Origin of the sequence: Cupriavidus gilardii (assembly GCF_017598945.1) — a bacterium.
Taxonomy (GTDB): Bacteria; Pseudomonadota; Gammaproteobacteria; order Burkholderiales; family Burkholderiaceae; genus Cupriavidus; species Cupriavidus gilardii_E.
In genome coordinates this window covers 41575-58748 of sequence record NZ_JAGFTW010000027.1, presented here as the reverse complement: position 1 = coordinate 58748, position 17174 = coordinate 41575, and the positions used below count along the sequence as shown (strand labels likewise).

The following is a 17174-nucleotide window of genomic DNA, read 5'->3' as shown; positions in this document are numbered from 1 at the left end:
GTCTATGACCACACGCGTCCGCACCCGCTTCGCCCCGAGCCCGACCGGCTTCATCCACCTGGGCAATATCCGCTCCGCGCTGTATCCGTGGGCCTTCGCCCGCCGCATGAAGGGCGACTTCATCCTGCGCATCGAGGACACCGACGTCGAGCGCTCGTCGCAGGAAGCGGTCGACGTGATCCTCGAAAGCATGGACTGGCTGGGCCTGGACATCGACGAGGGGCCGTTCTACCAGATGCAGCGGATGGACCGCTATCGCGAGGTGGTCAAGCAGATGCTGGACGCGGGCCTCGCGTACCGCTGCTATATGAGCACCGAGGAACTGGACGCGCTGCGCGAAGAGCAACGCGCGCGCGGCGAGAAGCCGCGCTACAACGGCTTCTGGCGCCCCGAGCCGGGCAAGGTCCTGCCGACGCCGCCGGCCGGCGTCGACCCGGTGATACGCTTCAGGAATCCGATCGGCGGCAGCGTGGTGTGGGACGACGCGGTCAAGGGCCGCATCGAGATCTCGAACGACGAACTCGACGACCTGGTCATCGCGCGGCCGGACGGCACGCCGACCTACAACTTCTGCGTGGTGATCGACGACCTCGACATGAAGATCACGCATGTGATCCGCGGCGACGACCACGTCAACAACACGCCCCGCCAGATCAACATCATCCGCGCGCTGGGCGGCACGCCGCCGGTCTACGCGCACCTGCCGACCGTGCTGAACGAGCATGGGGAGAAGATGAGCAAGCGCCATGGCGCGATGGCGGTGACGGCCTACCGCGACGAAGGCTATCTGCCGGAGGCGGTGCTGAACTATCTGGCGCGGCTGGGCTGGGCGCACGGCGACGCCGAGATCTTCTCGCGCGATCAGTTCGTGGAATGGTTCGACCTGGAACATCTGGGCAAGTCGCCGGCGCAATACAACCCGGAAAAGCTGGCCTGGCTGAACAACCACTACATCAAGGTCGGCGATAACGAACGCCTGGCCGAGCTGACGCGGCCCTTCATCGAGCAGCTGGGCGGCAAGGTCGAGGGCGCCGACCTGGTCGGCGTGGTGGCGCTGGTCAAGGACCGCGCCAATACGCTGAAGGAAGTCGCGCAGACCGCGCTGCTGTTCTATCGCGGCGAGCCGCAGCCCGATCCGGCGCTGAAGGCCGAACATCTGACCGACGAGATCGTGCCGGCCGTGCGCGCGTTGTCGCAGCGCCTGGCCGCGCTGAGCGAATGGCGCCGCGAGGCGATCTCCGCCGAGTTCAAGGCGGTGCTGGCCGAGTTCGGTCTGAAGATGCCGAAGCTGGCGATGCCGGTGCGCCTGCTGGTGGTCGGCCAGCTGCAGACGCCCAGCATCGACGCGGTGCTGGAATTGATTGGCCGCGATGCGGTGCTGCGCCGGCTGCAGGCCGGTGTGGGCGGCAGCGTTGGCGTCTGATCCGGCAAAAAAGTTGCGGCAGGGGCTTGCGCTTTTGCCGCGACTTGCGCATAATCTCTTTCTCCCTGCAGCGCGGTTCAACACCAAGCGGGCATCACGGCAGTACCGCAGCGGTTATCAGCGAATATCACAAACGATATCGACGACAGCCGAAGCAGTAAAAAAGTGAAATAGGGGCTTGCAAAAAAGCAAGGCTGTTATATAATCCTGGCTTCGCTGGAAACGACAAGATAATCGCTTCGGTAAAACGAGACGATAATCCGGAAACGAAAGACGAAACGCCGGTGCAATAACGGCGGCAGCAGTAACTATGGGGCTATAGCTCAGCTGGGAGAGCGCTTGCATGGCATGCAAGAGGTCAGCGGTTCGATCCCGCTTAGCTCCACCAAGATTCCAGCGATAACATCAGCAGTACGGTGTTATCCGTTTCGACAAGCCGGTTCGCCGGGTTCTCGGAACAAGACGGAACGTGTTGAAAAACAAGTTTCTGTCCCCTTCGTCTAGAGGCCTAGGACATCACCCTTTCACGGTGAGTACAGGGGTTCGAATCCCCTAGGGGACGCCAGATAATGGGCGTAATCAAACGTCCAGATTATCGGTAAAGCCCGCACCTCGGTGCAGCAATATCGATAAGCCGACTAAGGAGTGGTAGTTCAGTCGGTTAGAATACCGGCCTGTCACGCCGGGGGTCGCGGGTTCGAGTCCCGTCCACTCCGCCAACACTGAACCCGCATGGTTTGCGCCATGCGGGTTTTTCTTTTTGCCGCACGGATTTTTTGCTCCTGGGTTTGCCGCGGAGCAGGCGCAGGGCAGGGCGTCCCAAGAACGCCCGCCCTTAGCTGCGCTCCTCGCTGATCCGAATGAAGTAAAACACCAGCAGCGCCCCGGCGATCGCCAGGCTCAGGCTGTTGGCCAGCCAGAACCCGGCCGCGCCGCGCGTGAATGCCGGCAGCCCGTCGATCAGACCGAATCCCAGCAGATAGCCGCCGCCCAGGCCGATTCCCCACAGCGACAGCGCATAGATCAGGGTCGGCACCAGCGCGATCTTGTAGGCGCGCAGCACGAAGGCCGTCGTCACCTGCACGGCATCGAAAGCCTGATAGAGCGCGACAAAGATCACCAGCGGCAACGCCGCCTGCACCACCGCCGCATCGCTGGCATAGGCATGCAGCACCGGCGCGCGCAACAGCCACAGCGTCGCCCCGACCGCCAACGCCAGCGCGGCGGCCAGCCGGATCCCGCGCCAGCCGACGCGGCGCGCGCCGGCCCGGTCGCGGGCGCCGACCGCCTGCGCGACCAGCGTCGAGGTGGCGATGCCCAGCGACAGCGGCAGCATATAGGCCACCGCACCGAGGTTGGCGATGATCTGATGCCCGGCCAGCGCGACCGTGCCCAACCGCGTGATGAACACCGACATCAGCGTGAACGAGGTGATCTCGATCAGATAGGTCAGCCCCATCGGTACGCCAAGCCGCAGCAGCGCCCACAGATGCGAACGCATCGGCCAGCTCCACGCGGCGAAGATGCCCAGCGGCCGATACGCGCTGCCCTGGCGCAGGATCAGCACGCCGGACACACACCACATCCAGCTGATCAGCGTCGACGCCAGCGCGCAGCCCGGGCCGCCCATCGGCGCGAGGCCCAGTCCGCCATGGATGAACCACGCGTTGAGCGGCACCTTGACCGCCAGCCCCAGCAACTGCAGCAGCGTCACCATGATCGGACGCGACAGCGCATTGTTCAGCGCCGAATAGATGCGGAAGCCCAGCGCCGCCGGCAGGCCGAACGCCTGCAGATGCAGGTAGGCGGTGGCCTTGTCGACCAGCTCGGGCGGCGCCTTGGCGAAAGCCAGCAGCGGGCCGGGGAAACTGAGCAGCAGCATGCCGGGCACCGCCAGCGCGAGGCCGAGCCATGCGGCCTGCCGGACCTCGACGCCGATCTCCGCGTGGCGGCCGGCGCCATAGAGCTGCCCGGCGATCGGCGCCAGCGCCTGCAGCACACCCATCAGGCTGATATAGACGGTCACATAGATCGATCCGCCCAGCCCCACGGCGGCCAGATCGGTGGCCGAGGCGCGGCCCGCCATGATGGTGTCGATCACGCTGAAGGCGATCACGGCCAGCTGGCCGACCAGCACGGGGCCGGCCAGCGCGGCGATGCGGCGAAGGTCCTGGGTCAGGGTCATGGTCGTTCGAAGGCGTGGCGCGGGCCGCGGCAGGGCGGCCACGCGATGGCGCCGTGCGAAGGGTTGAGGCCCCGGCCGCCGAGCCCGGCGATCAAGGCTGGCGCGGCAGCCGGCGCGTGCTCTTGCGCGGCGGGGCCGCGGGCTTTTCGAGCAGCTGGTACATGCGGAAGCGCTCGTCGCGGTCCGACGGGCGGCGGCCTTCCCAGATCAGCCGCCATTCGAAGCGCGAGATGCTCGACGGCGCGCCGTAATCGACCGGATCGTGCCGCAGCAGCACGTCGCAGCCGTCCTCCGGGCCGCCGAAGCGGAAATGCCCGAAGAAGGCGAACGAAGCCAGCTGCGCATCGCCCATGCGGATCGGCTGCACGCATTCGTAGGTCGAGGGCAGCGCCATCGAGGCGGCCTCGGCGACATCGCGGTAGGTCTTGCCGTAGTTGATCGACGGCAGCCACAGCGTCATCGCCATCACCCACATCAGCGTGGTGCCGGCGGCCGAGATCACCACCGGTCGCCAGATCTGCTTGGGCGCCCGCGACAGCCGCCAGCGCACCACCAGCACCCAGGCGGCGGTCGCGGCGATCGCGAACAGCACCGCGCTGACCGAGAACACATGCTGATAGCCGGGCAGCTGCTTGAAGATGTTGTTGGCGATCCGCGGCGGCCAGCCGGTGGTCTTGGCCAGCCACATGAACCAGACGAAGCCGCCGAAGATCGTGAAGAACAGCAGCGCGAACCAGTCGATCGCATTGATGGTGGCGCGCGTCAGCGTCGGCAGCCCGAAGGCCGCCAGCACCGCCATCGGCGGCAGCAGCAGGATGAACTGCACGTCCCCGGGCTGGCGCAGCATCAGCAGCAGCACGAACAGCGGCAGCAGCAGCGCCAGCGGCAGCGCAACATGGGGCCCGCGCCGCATGCCGGCCCAGCTGAGCCAGGACCAGATCGCGATCGGCCACACCGGCCACGAGAACAGGAAGAAATTGCGGGCGACGAAGCCGATCGCGAAGCCGTTCGGCCAGCTGTAGGTGCGGCGGTCGTAGCGCGACCATTCGCGGATGAAGGCGACCGCCTCGTCGCGATGCGCGGCCCCGAAGTAGGTCGCCGCCATCCAGGCCGCGACCATCGCCAGCGCGATCGGCAACGCGATCGTCAGCACGCGCCGCAACGGCAGCGGCTTGCAGACCAGCCCACCGATCAGGATCGCGGCGAACAGCACCAGCGGCAGGATCGGCCCGCTGGCCAGCGTCAGCGCGCCCAGCCCGGCGCCCAGCCACAGCGCGCCCTGGGTCGGCATGTCGAGACTGCGCACCAGGCCATAGAGGCTCATCGCGACAAAGCAGACCTGGCCGACCTGCGGCGTGGTCTCGTGCCCGCGCATCGCCAGGCCGACGCAGGCCAGGAAGATCAGCAGCGCGCCATCGGCCAGCGTGCGCCCGTAGTCGCGCGCATTGGGCTGGCCGCCGAAGGCGAAGGCGAACGGCTGCACCTCGGCGCGCCGTCCCAGCAGATAGGTCGCGTACCAGATGAAGGCGCAGGTCGCGAAATAGAACAGCGCGGTGGCCAGCCGCGCGGCATCGGGCGCGCCGAGCCAGCCGCTGGCCAGCCGGATCATCGTGGCGCCGACCCAGAACACCAGCGGGCCGTCCTGCCCGTATGGCCGGCCGGCGATGTTCGGCATCAGCCAGTCGTGCAGGCCGCCGATGGCCAGCTGCCACATCACGCCGAAGCCGGCGGCGTCTTCGTTCTTCCACGGGTCGCGGCCGAACAGGCCGACGGCGCCGTAGATGATGCAGATCGCCAGCAGCAGGGCGCGGGGCAGGGCTCCGGTGGCGGCGGCGGTCAGGTGGACGCGGGAGGCTTTGACGGGGCTCATCGATCGGTCAGCGGGCTGGGCGGCGGATTTGGCGCAGGGCTTGGCACCGGACTTGGCGGGCGCGGTAGATGGGATGCAACAGAACGAAGACCGCGCGGCGCCAGACGCGTTGCAAAAGCAAAGAGGCAGCCTGGGCTGCCTCTTTTAACACAATGTGCACCGGTTCCTGCAGGAAGGCGCGCATCGGACGGCGGCAGAAGGCATGCGGGATGCGCTGCCGGCGCCGTCTCTGGGTCCAGCGCCGGATTACTTCGCGGCGGACTTGCCCAGCTTGCTGCCGAACTTCTGGCGGAACTTCTCGACGCGGCCGGCGGTGTCCATGATCTTCTGGGTGCCGGTGTAGAACGGGTGCGATTCCGACGACACTTCGATCTTGGCCAGCGGATATTCCTTGCCATCCTTCCAGGTAATCGTTTCCTTGGTCTGGATGGTCGAGCGGGTCACGAAGCTGAAGTCGCACGACACGTCGACGAACACGACTTCGCGGTAATTCGGGTGAATGCCTTCTTTCATGGTGTTTCCTTGCAGGTTGGGTAGCCAGTCCGCGGCCGCCAATGCCTGGCCATCGTGTTGACCATTCGTTGTTGCGCTGGCTGGCGGCGAGCGAACCACTTGCCGGTGACGGACAAACGCGGATTATGGCAGAGAAACAAGGACTTGGGCAAGGTGCAACACGCAGCGCGTGGTGACGTTGCAGCGCGGCCGTGCGCCTCGTGTGTCACATTGATGCGGGATCCTGCCGGTAGAAGGTCTTCAGCAAGCCGTAGAGCACCGGCCAATGCCGCGACAGCCCGGCCGGCTCGACGAAAAACGCCTCCGAGGCGACCGCGAAAAATTCCCCGGGCGCCTCCGCGCCATAGGGGTCGATCACCCGCATCGGCGCGGGCAAGCGGTCCGGATCCTCCCAGGCTGCGTCCGGCACCGCGTCGCAGGCGTCGGCAAAGCGCTGGTATTCGGCGTCGAACGTCTGCGCCCACTGGCTGCGCTGCACGCCGGCATGCAGCGCGCGGGACAAGGGCGGCACGCCGTCGGCCTCGCCGTCGAGCATGTCCAGCTTGTGGGCGAACTCGTGGATCACCACGTTGTAGGTGTCGTCCGGCTGATCCGCGGCGGCGTCCAGGCCCGCGCCCGGCAGGCTCGCGTCCGGCCACGACAGGATCACCGGTCCGCGTTCCCAGGCCTCGCCGCTGGCCTCCTCGACCACGCCATGCACCAGGCCGATCTCGTCCTCGACGGTCCGCCGGATGATGAATTCGCCGGGGTACAGCACGATGCCGTGCCAGCCGCGATACCACTCCAGCCCGAGCCGCAGGATCGGCACGCAGGCCTGCGCGGCGACGCTGACCACCATCTCGTCGGTCAACGCGAGTTCGTGCGCAGTCGAGTATTCCTTGTCGGCGATGAACAGCGTGGCCAGCTCGCGCAGCGCCGAGAGATCGTCGGCGCCGTAGCGCTGCAGGAAGGGCAACGAGGCAACGGTCTGCTGCCACAGCGCGTCGTCGATCGCGTAGCGGCGCAGCTTGCGCTGGCGCGAGCGGGCATGCAGCAGTCGGGCGAGGCGGGCGAGCATGGCGGCGGTCGGCTCAGTGGGGCTCAGTCGGTGAATACGGGCAGCGTGGCGCGGACGGAAAAAAGGCGCGCCGTGGCGCGCCTTGACTTCAAGCGATGCGAGCGATGGCGGGCGGCCTCAGCCGCCGCGGCGCATCATGTCGAAGAATTCGGCGTTGTTCTTGGTCGCCTTCATCTTGTCGAGGATGAATTCCATCGCCTGCACTTCATCCATGTCGGAGATGAACTTGCGCAGCACCCAGATCTTTTGCAGGATCTCGGGCTTGATCAGCAGTTCCTCGCGGCGCGTGCCGGACTTGTTCAGGTTGATCGACGGGTAGACGCGCTTCTCGGCCAGCCGGCGTTCCAGGTGCACTTCCATGTTGCCGGTGCCCTTGAACTCTTCGTAGATCACGTCGTCCATGCGGCTGCCGGTCTCGATCAGCGCGGTCGCGATGATCGTCAGCGAACCGCCTTCCTCGAGATTGCGCGCGGCACCGAAGAAACGCTTCGGGCGCTGCAGCGCATTGGCATCGACACCGCCGGTCAGCACCTTGCCCGAGGCCGGCACCACCGTGTTGTAGGCGCGCGCCAGACGCGTGATCGAGTCCAGCAGGATCACCACGTCGCGCTTCAGCTCGACCAGGCGCTTGGCTTTCTCGATCACCATCTCGGCCACCTGCACGTGGCGGATCGCCGGTTCGTCGAAGGTCGACGCCACGACTTCGCCGCGCACCGAGCGCTGCATCTCGGTCACTTCCTCGGGACGCTCGTCGATCAGCAGCACGAACAGGTCGGCTTCGGGATGGTTGTTGGCGATCGCGTGGGCGACATGCTGCAGCATCACGGTCTTGCCCGACTTGGGCGAGGCCACCAGCAGCGCGCGCTGGCCGCGGCCGATCGGCGCGATCATGTCGATGATGCGGCCGGTGATGTTTTCCTCGGCCTTGATATCGCGCTCGAGCGTCAGCGGCCGGTTCGGATGCAGCGGCGTCAGGTTCTCGAACATGATGCGGTTCTTGACCGCTTCGGGCGGCTGCCCGTTGACCTTGTCGACCTTGACCAGCGCGAAATAGCGCTCGCCGTCCTTGGGCGTCCGCACCTCGCCCTCGATCGAATCGCCGGTATGCAGATTGAAGCGGCGGATTTGCGAGGGGGAAATATAGATATCGTCCGTGCTGGCCAGATACGACGTTTCGGGCGAGCGCAGAAAGCCGAAGCCGTCGGGCAACACTTCCAGCGTGCCGTCTCCGTAGATGGTTTCGCCCATCTTGGCGCGCTTCTTCAGGATCGCAAACATCAGTTCCTGTTTGCGCATCCGTTGTGCGTTGTCGATCTCGAGGGTCGCGGCCATTTCGAGAAGGGCAGACACGTGAAGCGATTTGAGTTCTGTCAGGTGCATAGACGAGGGGTACAGATGGGGCCCGGACGGGCGGAAGCAAAGGAAGGGGAAAGAAATGAGCGAACGCTCGGGGAAGTTGTAGGGGGCATCTTAGCACAATCCGACCGGCGCACCAGAGCCGGGGCGCCAGCCGGATCGTGGCCGCCCGGGAGGGCGGCGATGCCTGTCGCGGCGCGCGTTGCGCGGCGCCGCGCGGGGCAATTACAGGTTGCCGTCGAGGAAGGCGGTCAGCTGCGACTTGGACAGCGCGCCGACCTTCTGCGCGGCGACCTGGCCATTCTTGAACAGGATCAGCGTGGGGATGCCGCGGATGCCGAATTTGGCCGGCACCTGCTGGTTCTCGTCGACGTTGATCTTGGCCACTTGCAGCTTGTCGCTGTAGTCCTTGGCGACTTCGTCCAGGATCGGCGCGATCATCTTGCAGGGGCCGCACCATTCGGCCCAGAAGTCGAGCAGCACGGGCTTGTCGGACTGGAGGACGTCGGCGTCGAAGGAGGCGTCGCTCACATACTTGATTTGTTCGCTCATGGCGGAAAACCTCAGGGTTCGCTCGGGGATTTCAAAAGGCTGGATTATGCCGAACCGCTACATTACACGACTTTTTCGCGGCTCGTCGGGGCCGGCCATACTGCGCCGGGGTTGGCCGCCCGGGTTTGCAATACGGGAGATGGCGGCGGCGGCCTCGAATTCAACCGTCCCGACCTTCGCCCGTGCTGCGCGCGAACCGTGCGGTCCCGGCGCCGGCGGCGTCGGCCTCGTACCAGGGATGGCGCCATTTTGCCGCGCTCGGCGCCGCGAGGCCAATGATGCCTTTCAATCGGCGTCAGAGATTTTGTCAATATCGCATTCTGTTGCATCGGGTTTTCCCGGTGCGCGCTGGCGGCCGCACTTGCCGAACAGTCGCCAGCAGTTGCCGTGTGCCGGCACGTCGCGCGTAGAATGAACGCGTGCCGGACCAGGCCCGGCGCAGTTCCTCCCCAATCGATCAGGCCACGACCATGACGCCCGAACATGATCCGACGCGCGACCCCTTGCGCGATCCCGAGCCCTTGTCCGAGGCGGACGCGCAAACGCGCGCCGATCCTGCCGGCGCCGAGCATCTGGGCGACGCGCTGGCCCATCTGAGTACCGCCGTCGAGGAGAACAGCATCGCGGTGGGCGCGGCCAAGGGCCTCGTCTACAGCATCATCGAGACGCTCGGTACGCTGGTGGGCGACCCGGACCTGCCCGAGCACGCGCGCTCGGGCTACGAAGGGCTGCTCGAAACCGCGCGCGAGATCCGCGCCCGCATCGAAGGCGACCGCTCCTGAGTCCGACCGCGCTCGCCTGATGCCGGCGCTTGACGCCGGCGCCTGAGCGCGCGCCGGCGATGCGCCGCGCCTGCACGATGTTCCTTTCTTCCGCCAGCCTCGCCCCTGCCATTTCCCCCGCTCCATGACGACGCTGCGTTTCCGCCCCGGCCGCGACTTTCTCGACAATGCCGCGGCCGCGGCCTGGTATTTCCTCGACCGCTGCGAGCAGCACGGCCAGAGCGCGTCCGCCGCGCATCTGGTGGTGCCGACCGCGGCACAGATCCCGGGCGTGCGCCAGGCGCTGGATCGCGCCGCGCGCGCGTCCGGTGCGGCGCGCCTGCTGCCCCGCATCCTGACGCTCGGCCATTGGCTGCTGGATTTTCCGCCGGCGATGCTGCATGGCGGCAAGGTGCGCAGCCATGCCGCGCGCCTGCTTGCCGTGCAGCAGGCGATCCGCGGCCAGGACTGGTTGCGGCGGGCCTTCGGCGCGCAGACCGAACCGGCGGCCTGGGGGCTGGCGCAGACCGTGCTGACCGTCTGCGACGAACTGTCGGCGCGATGGCTCGAGGATGCCGCCATCCGCGACGACGACGCGGTGCTGGCCGACGACCGCGCCAGCCTGCTGCAGGAAGCGCTGCAACGCACCTATGCGCATCTGTCGGAGCGCTTTCTCGGCGAGGAGGCGCGCATCGTGCTGGCATTCTGGCAGGCGCTGTCCGGGCCCGACGATCCGCTGCCGGCCCGCCGCCGTGCGCTGCAGGCACTGGCCCAGCAGCTGTCCGGGCCGGTGGTGTGGCTCGGCCCGACCCCGCCGACGCCGATCGAGGCCGCCTTCCTGCGTGCCGCCGCGGAGATCGTGCCGGTGCTGGAGATCGGCTACGACTGGAGCGGCGAGGCGGCCGAGGGCGAGGCCGAGCACCACGGCGCGGATGAGAAGGGCAGCGACGCTGCGCAAGCGGCGAGCGGCTTTGACCCGGATGATGCCGACGATCGGGAGGGACAACATGGCAGCTGGTATCGCACCTTGCTGACGCTCTGGCCCGAATGCCGCCTGCCCGCCGATACGAACGCGGTGCCGGCCCTGATGGCGCCGCGCCTGCCAGCGGACCGCCCGCGCGTGCGGCTGATCGGCAGCGCGCGCTTCGAGGACGAAGCCGCCGCCGCGGCGGACCAGCTGGTGCGCTGGCTCAACGAGGGCCGCAAGCAACTGGCGCTGGTCGCGCATGACCGCGTGGTGGCGCGGCGCGCCCGCGCCCTGCTCGCGCGCGCCGGTGCGCCGGTGCGCGACGAGACCGGCTGGAAGCTGTCGACCACGCGGGCCGCCGCCGCGCTGATGCGCTGGTTCGACCTGGTGGTCGGCGACGGCGATACCGCGGCGCTGCTCGATCTGCTCAAGAGCCCGTTCTGCCTGCCGCAACTGCCGCAGCGCGGCGCGGCGATCGCGCTGCTCGAGCGGCAGGGGCGCCGCCACGGCATCACGGGCGGATGGCGCCGGCTGTTGCAGCGCTTTCCGGCAGCGTCGCAGCCGCAGTGGACGGCCGACACCGGCCCGCAGGACGACGAGGAAGCGGCCGCGCTGGCCGCCGCCCAGGCCGCCACCGCGGCGCTGCTGCGCCAGCTGGCCGGCGAGGCGCAGGCCTGGCCGCGCGGCAACGATGCGCGTCCGGTCGGCTTCTGGCTGCAGCGCCTGCAGGCCACGCTCGACGCGCTGGACATGCGCTCTGCGCTCACTGCGGACGATGCCGGCGTGCAATTGCTCGACGCGTTGGCGCGGCTCGACGAGCTGCCCGACGACGAGGCCGGCGCCACCGCCACGCTGACGCTGGCCGAATTCCGCGCGATGCTGGCCGCGCTGCTTGAAGCGGTGGCCTACAAGGAGCCGAGCGAGCCGTCCGCCGCGCGCATCACGATCCTGCCGCTGAACGGCGCGCGCATGCGCCGCTTCGACGGCGTCGTGATCGTCGGCTGCGACGACGCGCAACTGCCGTCCACCGCCGCCGAGCTGATGTTCTTCTCCAATCAGATGCGGCGCGAACTGGGTCTGGAGGATCGCGAGGCCCGCTTCGCGCAGCAGGCGCGCGATCTGGCCGAGGTGCTGCTGAACAACGACGACGTGGTGATGACCTGGCAGCGTTTCGGCGGCCGCGGCGAGCCCAAGCATGTGTCGGGCTGGCTCGAACGGCTGGCGGTGCATTGCGAAGCGGCCGGGGCGCCGATCGGCGCGAGCGTTGCGCCCGCGCTGTACGAGGCCAACGCAGAAGTGGGCGGCATGCCGGCGCCGCGCGCGCCGGAACTGGCGCCGGCGCGCTGGACCGCGCAGTCGTACAACATGCTGCGCCGCTGTCCCTATCAGTTCTTCGCCGGCCGCATGCTGGGCCTGGCGGGACTGGAAGCGGTCAGCGACGACCTCGAGAAGCGCGATATCGGCGAGCTGCTGCACCAGATCCTGCTGCGCTATCACCGCGACGTGCAGGCACAGGACGTGCGCGACGATGCGGCGCGCATCGCGCATCTGCAGGCGGTCTCGCGCGAGGTCTTCGACGGCGTGATGGCCGAGGACGGCAATGCGATCGGCTACTACCGACGCTGGCTCGCGGTGCTGCCCTCGTATGTCGCCTGGCAGGCCGCGCGCGAGCGCGAAGGCTGGTACTGGCATGCGGGCGAGCTCGATGCCGGCGCCGATCTGCCGATGCGCGACGGTCAGCCGATTCGCCTGCATGGCCGCATCGACCGGCTCGACCGTCATCGCGACGGCCGCCATGCGGTGCTCGACTACAAGACCCAAAGCGCGGCGAGGCTCAAGCGCAAGGCGCGCGATGCGCAGGAGGATTGCCAGTTGCCGTTCTACGGCCTGCTGCGTGCCGACGCGCGCGCGGGCAGCTGGATCGCGCTCGAGGACGGCCGCAACGAGCCGCGCAGTGCCTCGCCGGCCAGCCGCCGCGAGGTCTCGCTGCCGGACTTCGACGAGGCGGTGGCGTGGCTGCACGAGCAGCTGACGCACGACGCGCTGCGGCTGCGCGAGGGCGCGCCGCTGCCGGCCTTTGGCGACGCCGCGGCCTGCACCTGGTGCAATGCGCGCGGCTTGTGCCGCAAGGGGTATTGGCAATCGACCGCGCTGCCGCAGTCGGTGGCTGCGGCGCCCAAATACACGCATGAGCGCGCGCCGACGCCGACATCGGAATCACCAGAAGATCGCGCGATGAGCGAGCAGCCGGGCGAGCAGGGGAACGAACGGGGGAACGAACAAGCGAACCATCAAACCGACGACAACACAGGAGGACCGCTGGCATGACCGTGCACGCCTATCTGCGCGACGGCCAGGACGTCAGCGAAGCCGAATTCACGCGCGCCGCGTGCGACCCCGCGCGCTCGGTCGTGGTCGAGGCCTGCGCCGGCAGCGGCAAGACCTGGCTGCTGGTGGCGCGGCTGCTGCGCCTGCTGCTGGCCGGCGCGGAGCCGAGCCAGATCCTCGCCATCACCTTCACCCGCAAGGCCGCCGAGGAAATGCGCGAGCGCCTGCTCGACGTGCTGGCGCAATTGGCCGGCGGCACCGAGGCCCAGGTGCTGGCCGCGCTGGAACAGCGCGGCCTGTCGCCCGACGCCGCGCGCGCCGCGCTGCCACGCGCCCGCACGCTGCATGCGCGCGTGCTGGCCAGCCCCGGCCGCATCGCGATCGACACCTTCCACGGCTGGTTCGGCACGTTGCTGCGCGGCGCGCCGCTGGCGTCGGGCATCGTGCCGGGCGCGGCGCTGCGCGAGGATGCGCTGCGCATGAAGCGAGAGGCATGGGCGCCGTTCTGGCGCGGCCTGTCGGGGCCCGAAGCGGCGCCGTACCGCGAAGCCTACGAGCGGCTGGTCGATGCGATCGGCGAGTTCTCGGCGCGCGCGCTGCTCGACGCGATGTTCCATGCGCGCAGCGAATGGTGGGCGATGCGCGAGGATGCGCCCGACGACGATCCCGCCGAGCGGCTGGCCGCCGATCTTGGCGAGGACGCGCGCATCGACGTGCTGGCGCATGCCATGGGCGACGCGGCACTGCGCGCCGAGTGCGAGGCGCTGGCAGCCAGCCTGGCGCAGGGCGGCAAGACCGAGCAGGGCCATGCCGATCGCATCGGTGCGGCGCTGGCAGCGATGCGGGCCTGGACCGAGGCCGGCGCGCACACCGGACAGCCGGCGCAGGACACGTTCGGCTGCTGCTGGGAGGCCTTTTTCACCGGCAAGGGCGAACCGCGCGCGCTGCGGCGCACCGCGGCGCTGGTCAAGGCCGCGGGCGGCGAGGCGGAAGCCGACGCGCTGCTGGCCCGGCACGCGAGCCTGTGCGACACCTTGCGCCAGGTGGCCGCGCGCCGTTGCGAGGCCGCGGTGCTCGCGCTCAATCGCGATCTCTATCTGCTGGGCGACGCGCTGCTGTCGCGCTATCAGGAGCACAAGAGCCAGCAGCGCGCGATGGATTTTGCCGATCTCGAATGGTTGGCCGCGCGGCTGATGCGCGACGAGCAGACCGCGACCTATCTGCAGGTCCGGCTCGACGCGCGCTATCGCCATCTGCTGCTGGACGAATTCCAGGACACCAACCCGCTGCAATGGCGCATCCTGCAGGGCTGGCTGGCCGGCTATCAGGATCTGGCCGAGCGGCCGACGGTGTTCCTGGTCGGGGATCCGAAGCAGTCGATCTATCGCTTCCGCCGTGCCGACGCGCGGCTGTTCGACGTGGCCCGGCAGATGCTGCAGCACGAGTTCGGCGCCACGGTGCTGCGCACCAACCGCACGCGCCGCAACAGCGGCAGCGTGCTGCGCTGGGTCAATGCGGTGTTCGACCAGGCGCGGGCGGAAGGGCGCTATCCGCTGTACGAAACGCAGACCACCGCGTTGGCGCAGCAGGGTGGGCCGGTGTGGCTGCTGCCGCTGGTGCCGGCGAACGGCAATGGCGACAGCGACAGCAACGGCAACGGCAACGGCGGCAATGGCGGCAACGGCGGCAATGGCGGCAATGGCGAGGAAGGCAACGGCAATGGCAATCACGCCAATGGCGAAGCCAACATCGCCCCCGCATCCCGCGACACGCTGACCCAGCCGCGCACGGCGCTGGGCGATTCGCCGCGCTTCGAGGAAGGCCGCCGCGTCGCCGCCTGGCTGCGCCATCTGCGCGCCACCGTGCCGGTCGACGAGGGCGAGGGCCAGCGTCCGGCCTGCTGGCGCGACATCACGCTGCTGGTCCGGCGCAAGTCCTATCTGGCCGACTACGAACGCGCCTTCCGCGAGGCCGGCATTCCCTGCCTGAGCCCGCGCCGGGGCGGTCTGCTGGCCACGCTCGAGGCGCTGGACCTGTCGGCGCTGCTGGCCTTCCTGATGACGCCCGAGTCGGACCTCGATCTGGCGCACGTGCTCAAGAGCCCGCTGGTGGGCGCATGCGACGACGATCTGATCGCCATCGCACAACTGGCAGGCACGCGCCGCTGGTGGCCGACGCTGTCGGCTGGCGAGTGCCCGGAGCACGCTTCGCCCGCCATGCGCGAAGGACTGGTGCGCCTGCGCGGCTGGCTCGAGATCGCGCCGCATCGGCCGGTGCACGATCTGATCGACCACATCTATCACACCGGCGAGGTGCGCCGCCGCTATGCGCAGGCGGCGCCCGCGGAAATTCGCGAGCAGGTACTCGCCAATCTCGATGCGTTCCTGAAGCTGTCGCTCGACCTCGATGGCGGGCGCTATCCCAGCCTGCCGAAGTTCATCGACGAGCTGCAGGCGATCCGCCGCGGCGACGAGGACGAGAGCCCCGACGAAGGCGGCATGGGCGACGCGGCAGAAGCCGAGGCCGACGAGCCCGAGGGCGCGGAGGACAGCAATGGCACGCTGGATGCGGTGCGCATCCTGACCGTGCACGCGGCCAAGGGGCTGGAGGCGCCGTTCGTGGTGCTGCTCGACGCCAATCACAGCGAGCCGGCCGCCGATCGCGCCGGCATCCTGATCGACTGGCCGCCGTCGGCCCCGGCACCGGTGCATTTCTCCGCGTACGGCAAGCGGTCGGAGCGTGGGCTGGCGCGCGCGGCGCGCTTCGACGAGCAGGCCGCGCTGGCCGAACGCGAGAACTGGAACCTGCTCTATGTCGCGATGACGCGCGCGCGGCAGGGCCTGATCGTCAGCGGCATCCAGCGCAACGGCAAGGGCGGCAGTGACGGCGGCAAGGAGGCGGGCAGCGAGATCGCCGGCAGCTGGTATGTGCGGTTGCAGGTGGCGAATGTCGGCCAGCCGGTGCCGGCGCTGCCGGACGATCACGTCGGGGTGCGGGGTGTTGCGTCCGGCGGCGTGGAAGGGCCGATCCGCTTTACCGACTTCCACGTGCGTTATCGCGATGCGCTATCCGTCGAGCCGGTCGATTCCCGGCGCCGCGGGCAGGACATGGAGGGCGAGCACGACGGCGAGCACGACGGCGGACACGACGAGATCGTCTTCGATGCCGCCGCGGCCCGTCATGGCGAACTGGTGCATGCGCTGCTCGAGCGGATCACGCGCTATCCCGGCGCCTACGACGGCGTGCCGGATGCCGATGCCGTGATGCGCTGGTTTCCGCTGGCCGGAGCGGGCAGTCCGCAGGCACGCACCGAATGGCGCGCGCAGGCCGAGGCCGCCGTGCAGGCGGTCCGCACGATGCTGAACGCGCCGGCGCTGCGGCCGCTGCTGCTGGCCGAGGGCGCACACAGCGCGCGCAACGAGGTCGAGCTGTATGACGCGCAGGGACGCCTGCTGCGGATCGACCGGCTGGTCGAATACGCCGATCGCGTGGTGGTGGTCGATTACAAGCTGCGGCTGCTGCCGCAGGAACACGCCGCCTACGCGGCCCAGCTGCGGCGCTACGAGGCCGCGCTGCGGCCGATGTTCCCGGGCCGGCGCATCGAGTCGGGCATCGCGACGGCCGACGGGGAATGGATCGCGTTGGGCAAGCTATCGGCGCCCCCATCGCCGCGGCAGGCGTCGCTGTTCTGAGCGCTCGGCGCAGGGCGGCGAACGGGAATAAGATGCGAACGGTGCGGGTTTGTCGAGCGCCGTTGCCCTCTCCCCCACCCCTCTCCCGCAAGCGGGAGAGGGGAGCGCGATATCGGTATGGACGGCGCCGACGATGCGGGATACCGGCTCCCCTCTCCCGCCGTGCGGGAGAGGGGTGGGGGAGAGGGCAAGGGCGCCGGCCAAGCGCCAACGCGCGCCGCCCGGAACGAAGACGAACAGCATCCTTCGGCCGATGTCGCGCCGAAAGCGAACAGCAAACAGGGGAAAAAGCGGGGGGAAAAGCAGGAGGGGAGAAAAGGAAGGGGGACGAGCCTGACCCTCGGCACTGGCGGAAAACGGCTGTGGCTGCTTCGTTCCCGACCTGACCAGGTTGACCGCGCCGCCATGCGAGGAGGCCCGTCCGACCGGCATTGTAACCCAGAGCGCGAGTCCCGCGCCAAAACCTGGTG

At 68.7% G+C, this 17174-nt stretch carries 10 protein-coding genes, 3 tRNA genes and 1 other RNA gene; 7 read left to right on the top strand and 7 right to left on the bottom strand.

The genetic code is table 11. From position 1 onward, the window contains the following. The first annotated feature begins 4 nt into the window (after nt 1–4). The 4 genes from gltX to J5T34_RS09785 all read left to right on the top strand — a co-directional run bounded on the left by gltX (nt 5) and on the right by J5T34_RS09785 (nt 2142). Nucleotides 5–1423, top strand: a complete 1419-nt coding sequence (gltX, locus tag J5T34_RS09800; protein ID WP_208579583.1) for a glutamate--tRNA ligase — start codon at nt 5–7, stop codon at nt 1421–1423. Nucleotides 1424–1735: 312 nt separating this feature from the next. Next, a tRNA-Ala gene (locus tag J5T34_RS09795) sits at nt 1736–1811 on the top strand. A 101-nt stretch (nt 1812–1912) separates the two neighbouring features. After that, nucleotides 1913–1988: transfer RNA gene (locus J5T34_RS09790), tRNA-Glu, on the top strand. A gap of 77 nt (nt 1989–2065) precedes the next feature. Beyond that, nucleotides 2066–2142: transfer RNA gene (locus J5T34_RS09785), tRNA-Asp, on the top strand. 116 nt (nt 2143–2258) lie between these two features. Here the strand turns inward: J5T34_RS09785 and J5T34_RS09780 are convergent. The 6 genes from J5T34_RS09780 to trxA all read right to left on the bottom strand — a co-directional run bounded on the left by J5T34_RS09780 (nt 2259) and on the right by trxA (nt 8956). Next, nucleotides 2259–3608: an MATE family efflux transporter gene (locus J5T34_RS09780; protein ID WP_208579582.1), complete on the bottom strand. Its 1350-nt coding sequence runs from the start codon at nt 3606–3608 to the stop codon at nt 2259–2261. Nucleotides 3609–3699: 91 nt separating this feature from the next. Next, the gene (locus J5T34_RS09775) at nt 3700–5478 is read right to left on the bottom strand and encodes an ArnT family glycosyltransferase (protein WP_208579581.1); all 1779 of its coding nucleotides are present in this window, start codon (nt 5476–5478) and stop codon (nt 3700–3702) included. Nucleotides 5479–5724: 246 nt separating this feature from the next. After that, nucleotides 5725–5991, bottom strand: a complete 267-nt coding sequence (locus J5T34_RS09770) for a type B 50S ribosomal protein L31 (RefSeq protein WP_174108537.1) — start codon at nt 5989–5991, stop codon at nt 5725–5727. A gap of 205 nt (nt 5992–6196) precedes the next feature. Continuing rightward, nucleotides 6197–7048 (bottom strand): M90 family metallopeptidase, encoded by an 852-nt coding sequence (locus J5T34_RS09765; RefSeq protein ID WP_208579580.1) that lies wholly within the window; start codon nt 7046–7048, stop codon nt 6197–6199. Nucleotides 7049–7165: 117 nt separating this feature from the next. After that, the gene (gene rho / locus J5T34_RS09760; RefSeq protein WP_006578219.1) at nt 7166–8428 is read right to left on the bottom strand and encodes a transcription termination factor Rho; all 1263 of its coding nucleotides are present in this window, start codon (nt 8426–8428) and stop codon (nt 7166–7168) included. Between the two features lie 201 nt (nt 8429–8629). Then, complete coding sequence (gene trxA, locus J5T34_RS09755) at nt 8630–8956, bottom strand: thioredoxin TrxA (RefSeq protein WP_006578220.1); 327 nt, start codon at nt 8954–8956, stop codon at nt 8630–8632. 470 nt (nt 8957–9426) lie between these two features. Between trxA and J5T34_RS09750 the strand changes: the two genes are divergently transcribed. From J5T34_RS09750 to J5T34_RS09740, 3 genes are all read left to right on the top strand, one after another. Continuing rightward, entirely contained in the window at nt 9427–9738 is a 312-nt protein-coding gene (locus J5T34_RS09750; protein ID WP_244258800.1) for a hypothetical protein, read from the top strand. 124 nt (nt 9739–9862) lie between these two features. Then, a complete protein-coding gene (locus J5T34_RS09745; protein ID WP_208579579.1) occupies nt 9863–13012 on the top strand; it encodes a PD-(D/E)XK nuclease family protein in 3150 nt (1049 codons plus the stop codon). Continuing rightward, entirely contained in the window at nt 13009–16704 is a 3696-nt protein-coding gene (locus J5T34_RS09740) for a UvrD-helicase domain-containing protein (RefSeq protein WP_208579578.1), read from the top strand. The genes J5T34_RS09745 and J5T34_RS09740 overlap by 4 nt, the downstream gene beginning before the upstream one ends. 323 nt (nt 16705–17027) lie before the next feature. Here the strand turns inward: J5T34_RS09740 and ffs are convergent. Then, nucleotides 17028–17126: signal recognition particle sRNA small type (gene ffs, locus J5T34_RS09735), an RNA gene on the bottom strand. Nucleotides 17127–17174 lie beyond the last annotated feature (48 nt).

Bases quoted from the DNA above. Each gene is read 5' to 3' on its own strand.
- trxA (WP_006578220.1), bottom strand. From the start codon at position 8,956: ATGAGCGAACAAATCAAGTATGTGAGCGACGCCTCCTTCGACGCCGAC.
- J5T34_RS09765 (WP_208579580.1), bottom strand. From the start codon at position 7,048: ATGCTCGCCCGCCTCGCCCGACTGCTGCATGCCCGCTCGCGCCAGCGC.
- J5T34_RS09775 (WP_208579581.1), bottom strand. From the start codon at position 5,478: ATGAGCCCCGTCAAAGCCTCCCGCGTCCACCTGACCGCCGCCGCCACC.
- J5T34_RS09750 (WP_244258800.1), top strand. From the start codon at position 9,427: ATGACGCCCGAACATGATCCGACGCGCGACCCCTTGCGCGATCCCGAG.
- rho (WP_006578219.1), bottom strand. From the start codon at position 8,428: ATGCACCTGACAGAACTCAAATCGCTTCACGTGTCTGCCCTTCTCGAA.
- J5T34_RS09740 (WP_208579578.1), top strand. From the start codon at position 13,009: ATGACCGTGCACGCCTATCTGCGCGACGGCCAGGACGTCAGCGAAGCC.
- J5T34_RS09780 (WP_208579582.1), bottom strand. From the start codon at position 3,608: ATGACCCTGACCCAGGACCTTCGCCGCATCGCCGCGCTGGCCGGCCCC.
- gltX (WP_208579583.1), top strand. From the start codon at position 5: ATGACCACACGCGTCCGCACCCGCTTCGCCCCGAGCCCGACCGGCTTC.
- J5T34_RS09745 (WP_208579579.1), top strand. From the start codon at position 9,863: ATGACGACGCTGCGTTTCCGCCCCGGCCGCGACTTTCTCGACAATGCC.
- J5T34_RS09770 (WP_174108537.1), bottom strand. From the start codon at position 5,991: ATGAAAGAAGGCATTCACCCGAATTACCGCGAAGTCGTGTTCGTCGAC.